The sequence below is a fragment of the Nocardia nova genome (assembly GCF_002933465.1).
Lineage (GTDB): Bacteria > Actinomycetota > Actinomycetes > Mycobacteriales > Mycobacteriaceae > Nocardia > Nocardia nova_B.
In genome coordinates, this window is sequence record NZ_PSZE01000015.1 from 82,332 (window position 1) to 95,093 (window position 12,762).

Genomic DNA, 12,762 nt, shown 5'->3' on the forward strand with positions numbered 1-12,762 from the left:
TCCGGGCTGTCACCGGGTTACCTGTCGAGCGACAACGCGAGCGGCGCGCCCATACACTCGGTCCAGGCACCCGGTGCGCGGGGCCCGCGCTCAGAACTGGGTCACGCCCGCGTCGACGGCCAGTTCGTGGGCGGTGACGTACTTGCTCTCGTCGGAGGCCAGGTACAGCACCGCGTCGGCGACGTCCTCGGGTTCGGTCGAGTCGACGGGCAGCAGGTTGGTGAACATCGCGCCGAGGCGGGGATTGTCCGCGATCGCAGCCCCGAGGACGGACTGGATGTCCCCTGACCCCATGGGCGTATTGACGCCGGTGGGGTGGACACTGTTCACGCGGATCCGGTGCTGAGCGAGTTCCGCGGCGAATGCCTTCGCCATCCCGCGCACCGCGAATTTGCTCGTCGTGTAGTGCACCATGAACGGCTGCACCTTCAGCCCCGCGGCGGAACTGATCATGATGATGCTGCCGCCACCGGCGGTGACGAGATGAGAGGCGCTCGCCATCACCGTGTTCCATACTCCGGTCACGTTGATGTCGATGGTGTTCGCGAAGACCTGCGGGCTGACCTGATCCCACGGGCGCGGGGTGCAGATCCCCGCATTGGCCACCACGATATCGAGCCGGCCGAGGGTGGCGACCGCCTGCCCCACTACGGTGGTCAGCACCTCCAGGTCACGCACATCGGCCTCGGCGGTGACGATCCGCCGGCCGAGCGCCTCCACCTGGCGTGCGGTCTCCTTCAGATCCTCCGGGGTGGCGGAGTCGTAGCCGACATCCGGCAGCGGGGCGCAGAGATCGACCGCGATGATGTCCGCGCCTTCGCGCGCCATCCGCACCGCGTGGGCTCGGCCCTGGCCGCGAGCGGCGCCGGTGATGAATGCGACCTTTCCGTTCAACCGTCCGGTCATGACACTTCCTTTCCAATGGTCGGTGGCTCCTCGTCGATCAGACGCATCGGTCCGAGTTGAACGGCGGCCACCAGGGGAGCTATATCGACATCGAGTTCGGCGGCGACCGCGCGCGCCGAGGCGACGTCCTTACGCAGATAGTGCGGCAGGAGTTCGCTGTAGGCCCGCGCGTCCAGCTCGGAGTCCGAGAGGTGTTGCGCCGCAGCGCTTCCCCCGCTGCTGACAGCCAGAGCCGCCAGCAGCGTGGACTCGGCGACTCCCAAACCGTCGGCGATCCGGATCGCGGTCAGCGTCAGCTGGGTGTGCGCGGCGAACAGCGCGTTGTTGATCAACTTCACCGACAGCGCACTACCGAGTGCGCCGGCGCGGATGATCCGATCGGCATAGGCGGACACGACCTCCTCGGCGATGTCGACGGCCTCGTCGTCGCCGCCGAGCAGGACCGTGAGCCGTCCGGCCCGGATCCCTTCCGCTGTGCCGCTGAATGGCGCCTCGACCACCGCGACCCCGCGGGGCCGGGCGATCGCGTCGAGGGCACGCAGCGCGTTCGGACTGCCGGTGGTGTGTGAGACGAAGACCGCGCCGGGCCGCATGGCCGCGACTATCGGGGTGGCGATCTCGGCTACCTGCTGGTCGTCGAACAAGCACGCGATGACAACATCGTTGCCCGCCAGGGCATCCGGCGACTCGACCGGCACGCCACCGCGGTCGGCGAGCCGGTCACCGACCTCGCTGCGCCGGGCGTAGACGGCGGTAGGCAGCCGCGCGGCCAGCAGCCGTTCCACCATCGGCTCACCGATCTTCCCGGCGCCGATGAACCCAATCCTTCTGGCACTCAACCTGTCTACCTCATCTCGCGGGCGGGCTAACCGGACGCGACGCCCCACACGATGGATTTGGTCTGCAGGAACTCGTCGAGTCCGGCCGCGCCCCATTCCCGGCCCAGTCCGCTCTGTTTGTAGCCACCGAACGCCGCATGCGGACTCATCCCCCCGCCACCGCCGTTGACGGTGACGAATCCGGTCCGGATCCGCTGGGCGATCCGGTACGCCCGGATCGGGTCGTTGGCCCACACCCCGCCGGCGAGGCCGAACTCGCTGTCGTTGGCGATCCGGACGGCGTCGTCATCGTCGTCGAACGGGATGACCACACCGACCGGGCCGAAGAACTCCTGCTGCGCGATGGTCATCGCGTTGTCCACGTCGACGAACAGCGTCGGCTCCACGAAGAAGCCCTTCTCCAGTCCCGCGGGCCGGCCGCCGCCGAAGGCGATGGTCGCGCCCTCCTCGACGCCGATACGGATGAGGTTTTCGACCTTGTCCCGCTGTGCCGCACTGCCGAGCGGGCCCATCACGGTGTCCGGATTCGCCGGATCACCGACCGTGACGGCGGTCAGGGCGCCCTTGATCATCTCGACCAGTTCGTCCATCCGGGACCGGTGCACGAGGGTGCGGCTCAGCAGCGCGCAGCCCTGCCCGGCATGGACGACGATGCCCATCAGAATGGACGGGAGCGCCTTGGCGAGGTCGGCGTCCTCGCAGATGATGTTCGCCGATTTGCCACCGAGCTCGAGTACGACCTTCTTCATGGTGGGCGCGGCTTGCTCGTACACCTTGCGCCCCACCGCGTCCGAGCCGGTGAAGCTGACCAGATCCACCATCGGATTGGTGGTGAGTTCCAGGCCCGCGTCGATATCGCCGTGCACGATATTGAGCACACCCGGCGGAAGGCCCGCCTCCTCGCTGATCCCCGCGAGCACAAAGGCCTCCAGTGGGGTGGTCGGTGCCGGCTTGAGGACGGTGGTGCATCCCGCGGCCAGGGCCGGCGCGAGTTTCATGATGTTGAGGAAGAACGGGAAGTTGTAGGCCGAGATGAGCGCGGCCACACCATACGGTTCCCGCTCGAGGACACCCTGCCCGATGCCGACACCGAAATCGGGGGCCAACGGCGTCTGCATCGGGAATGTCGGCATGACCCGTTCGGCCATATCGCGGAAATGCTGCAGCGGGATCGCGATCTGGAAGGTCTCCGCGCCGGCCCGGGTACCGCCGGTCTCCGCGATATTGAGCGCTACCAGTTCTTCGAACCGCTTCTCCATCGCATCGGCCATGCGCAGCAGCACCGCGGCGCGTTCGCGCATCGACATACGGGGCCACGGGCCCTCGTCGAAGGCGCGGCGCGCAGCCGAAATCGCCCGCGCCACATCAGCTCTGGTGGCAACCGGCGCCCGGCCGATGACCTCCTCGGTGGCCGGGTTGATCACCGGCACGGTCTCGCCGGATTCGCCGGCGACCCACTGGCCATCGATATAGAGCTTCGAGTATTCCTTCAGCATGACGCTCTCCTAGGCGTGCGCGAACGGGTCTGCCCACGGGCCGCACCCGTCACCGCCGCGACCTTTCTGTCGAGTTCTCCCATTGCCGTTCCTCCGGTCGATTGTGGCGATACGCCGACATCGGCCCGCTGCCATCGCAATATCCAGGGGTGCGTGAGTTGTGGAATCTGGGCGATATCCCACGCCCGGCATATCTCGTCACCATCGGGCGGCAAGTATTTAACTAGTATTACCATGTGGTCTATGTCACTGTAGAGCACGCGATGGAATTTGGGAACACGTCGCCGATATCGCAGGGAAACGAGGCCGTCATGACCCCAGCCGAGACGCTGGCTAGAGTTGCCGGAATGATGGGCGAGGAGCGGGAGACCAGGCGCGCCGGTCGCGTCGCCGACTCCGTGCGAGCCCCCAAGGTCGCGGAGGTGATCGCACAGCAGCTGCGCGGGCGCATCGTACGCGGCGATATCGCCCCCGGCGAGATGCTCCCTTCCGAAAAGGCCCTGATGGCGGACTTCGCCGTGTCGAGACCGACATTACGCGAGGCGTTCCGGATCCTGGAGAGCGAAGGGCTGATTCAGGTCCTGGCCGGTTCCCGCGGGGGCCCACAGGCGCGGCTGCCCGATCTGAGCGTCGCGGCGCGTCAGATCGGGCTCTATCTGCAGACGCAGCGGACCACCCTGGCCGACGTCCTCGAAGCCCGCGCGGAGTTCGAGCCGATCTGCGCACGACTGCTCGCCCAGCGGTGCACCGCCGAGGGATTGGCCGCGCTGCAGTCCTGCGTCGACGCCCAGCGGGCGATGCTCGACCGCGATATCGAGTCCGAGGCGCAATTCGCCGAGTGGGTCATGCTCACCGCCGAATTCCACGACCTCATCGCCCTGCACTGCGGTAACCGGACGCTGGCCGCACAAGCGATGGCCCTGCGCGACGTCCTGGCTTTCCACCGGCGAGTGGGTTTGGAACGGCGCCGGACCCACGGCGGCGAACCGAGCACCCCGAGCTTCGTCCCGCCCACCGTGGACGACTACGAGACGCTGTTGACCCTCGTGCGCGCCCATGACGCCGAGGGCGCCGAACAGCATTGGCACCGGCACCTCTCCCGAGCCGCCGAACTGATGTTCGAAACCCGGGACCGGAACGAGGCCATCTGCCTGTTCGGCTGATCACGCTCGCGAACCGGCCCCACAGTCGACGCCGCGGCGTCGAACCCGACAGCACCCGGCCCCTCGGACGCGCTCCGTCGCATTCCCGCAATTCCGCCGCCGCCATCCACGAGCACGCCTACCAGGCATTTTGCCGACAATCGGTCAACCTCGCTCACATTCACCCGAAGAAGGCAGTGACGTGCGCAACACGAACGTGCTATCGTCATCGCCAACATATCTTAATAAGTTCAACCGTTTGCCGATGGCCCCGAACTCACCGGAGCGTTCCCATGCCACTTCAAGATCACATGCAATTGATCTCCACCGACGACCACCTGATCGAGCACCCGAAGCTCTGGACCGACCGGCTGCCCGCCAAGTTCCACGAGCACGGACCGCGCATCGTGGAGAAAGAACTGCCCCGGGCCATTCACGTCGGCGACGACAACAAGGCGATCGGCGACACCGGCACTCGCCTGGCCCAGGTCTGGCAGTACGAGGGGCGCATCTACCCCTACATCGGCCTCAACGCCGTCGCCGGGAAGAAGCCGGAAGAATACGGCGTCGAGCCCACCCGCTACTCCGATATGCTGCCCGGCTGCTACGACCCCAAGGCTCGCATCGCCGATATGGACATCGACGGCGTGCACGCGGCGCTGTCGTTCCCCTCGTTCCCCCGCTTCGCCGGCACGGTCTTCCTCGAGGGCGAAGACCGCGAGCTCGCCTTGCTGTCGGTGCAAGCCTGGAACGACTACATCCTCGACGAATGGTGCCCCACCGCGCCGGACCGCCTGATTCCCATGGTGATCCTGCCGCTGTGGTCGGTCGAAGCGTCGGTCCGCGAGATCTACCGCACGGCCGCCAAAGGCTCCAAAGCCATTTCGTTCCCGGAGAATCCGGTTCCGTTGGGGCTGCCGTCCTTCCACACCGACCACTGGGATCCCGTCTTCGCCGCGGCGGCGGAAACCGGGCAGCCACTGTGCGTGCACTTCGGCACTTCCGGCAAGGCGCCGGTCACCGCGCCGGAAGCCCCTATGGCCGTGATGATTTCACTGTTCGGCACCAACTCCATGTCCGCATGCGCCGACCTGCTGTTCTCGCCGGTGTTCCACAAGCACCCCGATCTGAAGTTCGCCCTGTCGGAGGGCGGCATCGGCTGGGTGCCCTACATGCTCGAACGGATGGATCTGACCTGGGAGAAGCACCGCTACTACCAGAACATCGACAAGACCGTGCGCCCCTCGGAACTGTTCGCCCGCCACATCTTCGGCTGTTTCATCGACGACCAGTTCGGCGTCGACCAGCGCCACATGGTCGGCATCGACAACATCACCTGGGAATGCGACTACCCGCATTCGGACTCCAACTGGCCCAACAGCCGAAAGGTCGTCCACGACATGATGATCGACGTGCCCGACGAGGAAGTGCACAAGATGGTCGAGCTCAACGCCCGTAAGCTGTTCAACTTCCCGCGCGGCTGAGCCGAGGCACCGGTATGGAAGAGCCGATCGAACAGCTCCCCCAGGACGACTGGGTGGACCAGGACCTGCTGACCAAGGATCTCGCGCGGTCACTTCTCGACGACGAGATCGCCGCTGAACGCGACCGCCTCGCGCGAATCGACCGCGGCGAGAATCCCGCCGACGCCATCGCATCCCGAGCCGACCTCCAGCGCCGGCTCGACGCTATGGTGGCCGCGCGTGACCGGCTGCGAAGTTCCGGCCAACCCTGACCGCCCTCAGCACACCTCTCACACAGGAGCACCATCCGTGACCATCACCGCCGCCCGGCGCCCACTGCCCCAGCCCACCTTGGCCAGTGCCGAGTTCTGGGCATCGGGCGCCGACGGCGCGCTGCGCATCGGGCACTGCCGCACATGTGCGCGGTGGACGCATCCGCAGCGCGCGATCTGCCCGCACTGCCGTGGCCGCGACATCGGCATGGAACCCGTGTCCGGCCGCGCCACGGTGGTCGGCTTCACCGTGAACAGCCAGCAGTGGCTGCCCGCACTGCCGCCGCCGTATGTGGTGGCAATCGTCGCGCTGCAGGAGGATTCGGCGGTCCGGCTGACGACCAATATCGTCGGCTGCGATCCCGCCGAGGTGCGGGTAGGCATGCGAGTGCGGGTCCGGTTCGAGCAGGCGGCCGAGGATGTCTGGCTGCCGCTGTTCGAGCCCGACCCCGAGGCACCCGACGAACCCGGTCCGATACCCGAGCCGGAAGACTATCGGTCCAGGCTGCGCCCGATGGCCTCGGCCGACAAGTTCGAGGACAAGGTGGCGATCACCGGTGTGGGGCAGTCCCGGATCGGGAGGCGGCTGATGGTCGATCCGCTGTCGCTGACCGTCGACGCCTGCCTGTCGGCCGTGGCCGACGCGGGCCTGACCCTCGACGACATCGACGGCCTGTCCACCTATCCCGGTGCGGCGATGGGCGGCATGTCCGAGGGCGGCATCATGCCGGTCGAGGAAGCCCTGCGAATCCGGCCCACCTGGGTCAACGGCGGCGGTGACCTCCCCGGGCAGAACGGCTCCATCATCGCGGCCATGCTCGCGGTGGCGTCGGGACTGTGCCGGCATGTGTTGTGTTTCCGCACCGTGTGGGAGTCCAGCCATCAGGCACTGCAGCGCGAGGGACGCTGGCACGACGGGGCGGGCCGGGCTACGGGCATGATGGAGTGGCGGTTGCCGTTCGGGGCGATGTCGGCCGCCAACTGGATCGCCTGCCAGGCCTCGCACTACTTCCACCGCTATGGTGGCGACCGCGAGGTGCTCGGGCGGATCGCGGTGGGTGCCCGCACCAACGCGGGACTCAATCCCGACGCGGTGTACCGGGATCCGATCACCCTCGACGACTATCTGTCGGCGCGGATGGTGTCGAGCCCGTTCGGACTCTACGACTGCGACGTCCCGGTCGACGGGGCCATCGCGGTGATCGTCTCCGCCGCCGACACCGCCGCCGATCTTGCCAAACCGCCGGTGTTCGTCGAGGCAGTCGGCACCCAGATCATGGAGACCCTGTCCTGGGACCAGGGCACGCTCACCCACCTGCCGCAGTCGCTCGGACCCGCCGCGCACCTGTGGAGCCGCACCGACCTGCGGCCCGAGAACGTCGATGTGGCACTGCTCTACGACGGCTTCACCTTCAACGCCCTGTCCTGGCTCGAGGCCCTCGGCTTCTGCGAATTCGGGGGCGCACGCGAGTTCATCGGCGACGGCAGCGCCATCGCGCTGGGCGGACGACTGCCGCTCAACCCGCACGGCGGGCAGCTGTCCGCCGGTCGCACACACGGCTACGGATTCTTCCGAGAGGCGGTGCTACAGCTGCGTGGAGAAGCGCAAGGCCGCCAGGTCGCCGATGCGAAGGTCGCGGTCGTCACCGCGGGCGGCGGCGTCCCTTCCGGCGCAATCCTGTTGCGCAACAGTTGATTTCATTTCTACAGCACCATTCTGCAAGGAGCTTGCGATGCACCGTCCGATGGAAGGCGTCCGAATTCTCGAGGTCGCCCAGTTCACCTTCGTCCCGGCCGCGGGCGCGATCCTGGCCGACTGGGGTGCCGACGTCATCAAGGTCGAACACGCCGAAACCGGGGACGCCCAGCGCGGGCTGGTGCGGGTCCTCGGGCTCGCGGCAGGCCGGGAAGGCTCCTCGTTCGCGCCGATCATGGAGGGCCCCAACCGAAGCAAGCGCAGCCTCGGGCTCGCGCTCGACAAACCCGAGGCCCGCCCGGTCCTCGAGGAACTGGTCCGGCGCAGCGACGTGTTCCTCACCAATTTCCTGCCCAAAGCCCGCCGCCACCTCGGCATCACCCTCGACGAGATCCGCAAGATCAACCCCAACATCATCTACGTGGCGGGCAGCGGATTCGGCAGCGAGGGACCCGATTCGGAGAACGGCGCCTACGACGCGACCGCGTTCTGGGCGCGCGGCGGCAGTGCGGACGGTGTCACCCCGCCCGATGCGGACTCGGTGGCGTTCATGCCGGCCGGCGCCTACGGCGACAACATCGGCGGGATGACCATCGCGGGCGGTATCGCGGCGGCGCTCTACGGGCGCAAGGTCACCGGCGAACCGTCCGAGATCGATGTCTCGCTGCTCGCGGTCGGCGCCTGGGCGACGCAGTTCAATGTCAACCTGGCGATGATGAACGGCGGGCCGCAGGCCAAGGCCAAACAGACCAACGCCGCCCCCGGAAACCCCCTGACCGGCACCTACCGCACCTCCGACGGCCGTTGGATTCAGCTGTCGATGCTGCAGCCGACCCGGTACTGGGACGAGTTCTTCGGCGTCCTCGGGCGCAGCGACCTGGTCGGTGATCCGCGCTTCGACACGATGGAAAAGATCACCGCCGCAAAGGATCTGGTGGCCGCCGAGATCGCGGGAACCATCGCGAAATTCCCATACGCGCACTGGTTGACCGAATTCAAGAAGATGACCGGGCAGTGGGCGCCGGTGCAGGACGGCTGGGATATCGCCAACGACTCGGCGCTGCTCGCCAACGGGCGCATCGTCGACATCGTCGACGCCGACGGGGCCCAGCAGAAACTCGTCGCGAATCCCGTGAAGTTCGACAACCAGCCGGTCCAGATGACCCGCGCACCCCAGTTCGCGGAGCACACCGACGACATTCTGCGAGAGATCGGCCTCGACGACGATCAGCTGATCGCGTTGAAGATCGCCGGCGCGGTCACGTAGCGATGGATCGGGCCCGATGTCGGCGGTTCATCCGGCGGTCATCGTGCTTTCCATTGCGGGGTGCGGCGTTCGAAGAACGCTCGCACCCCTTCCTCGCTATCCTCGGAGGCGGTGACCACCTCGATCGCGCGCGCGGTTGCCGCCCAGCCGGTCTCGTCCGCGCCCGCGTACTGATCCGCGAGCGCGGCAAGGGTCTGGCGGACCGCGACGGGGGACGACAGGCAAATGTCCTCGGCGAGCACCAATGCCTGCTCCAGCGCGGCGCCGGGCTCGGTGACCGTATTCACCACGCCGAAGTGGTGAGCCCGCTCGGCCGACAACCCGGCGCCGGTGATGAGTAGTTGTTTGGCGATCGGAAGGGGCAGGGTCCGGACCGCGCGGAACAACGCACCCGATGTCGCGATCACGCCGCGCCGCGTCTCGGGCAGTGCGAACCGGGCGGTGGTGGAGGCCACCACGAGATCACAGGCGAGCACGATCTCGAATCCCCCGCCCAGCGCGGGCCCCTCGACCGCCGCGATCAGCGGTTTCGTGCGCCGACGCCGGATGAGCCCGTATTCGCCGCCACGGTCGGTCTTCGCATCGCCGCCACTGGACAGATCGGTGCCCGCCGAGAACACCGAATCGGTGCCGGTGATGATCCCGGCCCACAGGTGGTCGTCGTCATCGAGCCGGTCGAGAGCCGCGCTGATGCCCTGAGCCATCTCGCGATCGATGGCATTGCGCTTCGCCTCACGTTCCATGTGTACGACGAGGATTCGCCCATGCACGGATTCGCGAACAGTCACTGTGTTGTCCTCTCCGGGCGCGTGCGGCCGGGACAACCGACGCGGTTCGAACGTTTCCAGTCCCGGAGTCGCGATTGCACCACGCCCGGAATGCTGGGGCCGGTCGATTAAGCCCCGGGCCATGCTATACAACCTAGTTGCACTTGTGTACGTGCAGGCTGTGACGCGCGAGAGACGTTGCGCGAGTCGCGGATCCGGCGTCCCTGATGCAGCGGTTCAACCTGATGCGGTGCCCACGTCGTGGGACGAGCTCGAGTCACTGTCGCCGCGCCGGCGGAGTCCAGGTGGCGTTCAGGTCGATGGTGTCCAGCAGTCCGGTCTTGAGGATCTTGTTGGTGGGTGTGCGCGGCAGCGTCTCGGTCAGGATGAGATATTTCGGGAGGGTGTGTTTGGGCAGGCGGGTGGTCATCCACTCGTAGAGCGAAAGTTCGTCCAGGGTGGAGTTCTCGATGACCTCCGCGGCGATCAGGATCTCATGTCCGGCAATGGAATCGGGGACGCCGATCACGGCGCAAGCGACGAGTTGCGGATGTTCGTCTATCACCGCTTCGACGGCGGTGGTCGAGATGTTCTCGCCCATCCGGCGAATGGTGTCCCCGGCTCGGTGCAGAAATTCGAAGTTGCCGTCGCCGTGCCGGATGACGATGTCGCCGGTGTGGTACCAGTCGCCGGCCAGCGCCCGCTGGGTCGCCTCCGGCTGATTGAGGTAACCGACCATGATCATGAGCCGGTCATCGGGCCGGATCCAGAGCTCGCCCGCGACGCCGTCGGCAACGGGTTGTCCGTCCTCGTCGACTACCTGTGCCCGATAGCCCTCGCGTACCCGGCCACACCATGTATGTGCGAGATCGGGCGGGTCGCTGAGCACCAGAGGAAAGCCGACCTCTGTGGAGCCGTAGAGGTCGTAGCATGTCACGTCGAATCGCCGGGCGAATTCGGCGGCGAGAGCAACATTGTGACCTGCGAAGACGGCTTCGAGCGGATTGTCGGCGTCGTCGGCGCGGGGCGGCAGTGCCAGCAACAGCGGTGCGAGCAGAGTCGCTGTGGTGCAACCGAATTCACGTACATCGCCCATGGTGGCCTTCGCCGAGAATCGTTCGCGGAAGACGACCTGGCCGCCGGTGTCGCACATTGCCACGAGCGGACTGCGGCCGGTGACGTGGAACATCGGATGGCAGTTGTAGGTCACATCGTCGGGGCCCAACGGGATTCGGCCGGCCATCGTGGTGAATTGGGCCCAATCGAGTATCACGCCCTTGGCTGGTCCCGTACTGCCGGAGGTATAGATCACGCAGGCGATATCGGCCGGTGCGGGCAGCGGATCGAATTCTATGGTGGCGGCACCCAAGTTCTTCCACGCACCACGTTCGACGGCACGAATGGATAGAGCTGGTCGCGCATTTCGGATGTGGTCGACGAATTCGGGCCGGGCCAGGCACAGTATCGGCGCGGCGTCGTCGAGGACATGGTCGAGGAAGGCGCCCTTCAGTTCGGGATTGACCGGCACCTCGACCGCGCCGAGGCAACCGAGCGCGATCCAGATCATCGCCGCGTCGATCGAGGGCGGCAGGACGGTGGCGACCCGATCACCGGGCAGTACGCCGAGGCCGCGCAGGTATTCGGCCCAGGCGCGCACCCCCTGCCACGTCGTGCCGTAGTCGGCGTGGTCGCCGGTCACCTCGTGCAGAAATGGGCGATCCGGCTGCGAGGCCGCGCGCGAACGCAGCTGCACCGGCAGCACCGATGCCGGGTCGGTTGCCTTGGATACCAACGTCGATGCAGCGGACACTCCAGCCTCTTCCTTCTCGTACTTCATCAGCATCGCACGCCGCTCGGCGGGCCGGCGAAGGCCTCGTGCGCCGTGCGTGCCGCCCGGTCGACCTCGGCCGGGCCAGCCAGCGGAATCTGCGCGTCCACCCGGGCGTCCACCCGGCCGTCGACGGCATTGATGTGCTGATGCACGCCGCCGGGTCTGGTCTCGATCCGCTCGGCGCCGATCCGAAGGTGTACGGCAGGCCTGGTCGCGTCAACTGTCTGACTGGCCATGAATTCGTCACTCGCTTCGCCGCGACCGGATATGACGACGCCATCTTAGTTAGCGATGTTGCGCAGCGCACAGTATTACGGACTCGAAGTGTCTGCAAGTAGCAAAATTCGACCACCGCCGGACGGCCGATGCAGTTGACTGTGATCGGTTGATTCCGAACGAAAGCGCGGACTATTCGCATCGAGGAGAGAGAGGAGAGAACCGACATGGGCCGGCAAGCCACACCACTCGGACGCCCGCGCGACCCCGAGCTCGACGAGCGGCTCATGACGGCCGCACTACTCGAGTACGCCCAGCTGGGCTGGGGGGCATTCACCATGCATGGCGTGGCTCGCCGCGCCGGCGTGGGCAAGTCCGCGCTCTACCTGCGCTGGGCGAACAAGGAACAACTACTGCTCGACAGCGTCGAGTCGGTGGCGCCGACCTTGCGTGTCAATGTGGATACCGGCTCGCTGACCGGCGATTTGACCGTCCTTGCCACCGCATTGCTCGAACACTTCCTCGATCCGATCGGATGGGCGACCTTACGGATCACGATCGATGTCACTGCGGAATTCACCGATCTCCACCCCTTCCAGCAACGCATCGTGAAGGCGCTGCGCACGTCGGCCACCGGGGCGTTCACCCGCGCGGTCGAACGCGGCGAGATGCCCGCGGAGATCGCCCACGAACCACTCATCGAGTCACTGCTCGGCGCGGTCCTGATGCACACGCTGTCACAGTCGGCAGCCGAGCGCGCCGACGCGCGCACCCGCCCCGGCGAGCATGTCGCCCCGCTCGTCGACGTGATCGTGCGCGCGGTCCGGCCGACGAAGAAGTGACTGCACATGTATAACCTAGTGGACC

Annotated in this window: 12 protein-coding genes; 6 read left to right on the forward strand and 6 right to left on the reverse strand. The window is 66.8% G+C overall.

The window, feature by feature from the left end:
* Window positions 1–90: 90 nt before the first annotated feature.
* Genes C5E41_RS18995 through C5E41_RS19005 form a run of 3 tightly spaced genes read right to left on the reverse strand, consistent with a single transcriptional unit; the run spans window position 91 to window position 3,241 of the window.
* Complete coding sequence (locus C5E41_RS18995) at window positions 91–906, reverse strand: mycofactocin-coupled SDR family oxidoreductase (protein WP_104377149.1); 816 nt, start codon at window positions 904–906, stop codon at window positions 91–93.
* On the reverse strand, window positions 903–1,841 hold the full coding sequence (locus tag C5E41_RS19000; protein ID WP_104377150.1) for an NAD(P)-dependent oxidoreductase: 939 nt from the start codon (window positions 1,839–1,841) through the stop codon (window positions 903–905). The genes C5E41_RS18995 and C5E41_RS19000 overlap by 4 nt, the downstream gene beginning before the upstream one ends.
* Window positions 1,772–3,241 (reverse strand): aldehyde dehydrogenase family protein, encoded by a 1,470-nt coding sequence (locus C5E41_RS19005; RefSeq protein ID WP_104377151.1) that lies wholly within the window; start codon window positions 3,239–3,241, stop codon window positions 1,772–1,774. The genes C5E41_RS19000 and C5E41_RS19005 overlap by 70 nt, the downstream gene beginning before the upstream one ends.
* A 311-nt stretch (window positions 3,242–3,552) precedes the next feature.
* Here C5E41_RS19005 and C5E41_RS19010 point away from each other — a divergent pair, with 311 nt between their 5' ends.
* The 5 genes from C5E41_RS19010 to C5E41_RS19030 all read left to right on the forward strand — a co-directional run bounded on the left by C5E41_RS19010 (window position 3,553) and on the right by C5E41_RS19030 (window position 9,081).
* Complete coding sequence (locus tag C5E41_RS19010; protein WP_181063306.1) at window positions 3,553–4,404, forward strand: FadR/GntR family transcriptional regulator; 852 nt, start codon at window positions 3,553–3,555, stop codon at window positions 4,402–4,404.
* Window positions 4,405–4,676: 272 nt separating this feature from the next.
* Window positions 4,677–5,867 (forward strand): amidohydrolase family protein, encoded by a 1,191-nt coding sequence (locus C5E41_RS19015; RefSeq protein WP_104377153.1) that lies wholly within the window; start codon window positions 4,677–4,679, stop codon window positions 5,865–5,867.
* 14 nt (window positions 5,868–5,881) lie between these two features.
* Entirely contained in the window at window positions 5,882–6,118 is a 237-nt protein-coding gene (locus C5E41_RS19020; RefSeq protein ID WP_104377154.1) for a hypothetical protein, read from the forward strand.
* Window positions 6,119–6,155: 37 nt separating this feature from the next.
* The gene (locus tag C5E41_RS19025) at window positions 6,156–7,814 is read left to right on the forward strand and encodes a thiolase C-terminal domain-containing protein (RefSeq protein ID WP_258081068.1); all 1,659 of its coding nucleotides are present in this window, start codon (window positions 6,156–6,158) and stop codon (window positions 7,812–7,814) included.
* 37 nt (window positions 7,815–7,851) lie between these two features.
* A complete protein-coding gene (locus C5E41_RS19030; protein ID WP_104377155.1) occupies window positions 7,852–9,081 on the forward strand; it encodes a CaiB/BaiF CoA transferase family protein in 1,230 nt (409 codons plus the stop codon).
* Window positions 9,082–9,119: 38 nt separating this feature from the next.
* Here the strand turns inward: C5E41_RS19030 and C5E41_RS19035 are convergent, their stop codons facing one another.
* From C5E41_RS19035 to C5E41_RS33365, 3 genes are all read right to left on the reverse strand, one after another.
* Window positions 9,120–9,869, reverse strand: a complete 750-nt coding sequence (locus C5E41_RS19035; RefSeq protein ID WP_439956428.1) for an enoyl-CoA hydratase-related protein — start codon at window positions 9,867–9,869, stop codon at window positions 9,120–9,122.
* A gap of 256 nt (window positions 9,870–10,125) precedes the next feature.
* On the reverse strand, window positions 10,126–11,658 hold the full coding sequence (locus tag C5E41_RS19040; protein WP_181063307.1) for an AMP-binding protein: 1,533 nt from the start codon (window positions 11,656–11,658) through the stop codon (window positions 10,126–10,128).
* Window positions 11,659–11,684: 26 nt separating this feature from the next.
* Window positions 11,685–11,915, reverse strand: coding sequence for a hypothetical protein (locus C5E41_RS33365; RefSeq protein WP_146097602.1), 231 nt, complete (start codon window positions 11,913–11,915; stop codon window positions 11,685–11,687).
* 207 nt (window positions 11,916–12,122) lie between these two features.
* Between C5E41_RS33365 and C5E41_RS19045 the strand changes: the two genes are divergently transcribed.
* The gene (locus C5E41_RS19045; protein ID WP_104377158.1) at window positions 12,123–12,737 is read left to right on the forward strand and encodes a TetR/AcrR family transcriptional regulator; all 615 of its coding nucleotides are present in this window, start codon (window positions 12,123–12,125) and stop codon (window positions 12,735–12,737) included.
* Window positions 12,738–12,762: the final 25 nt, after the last annotated feature.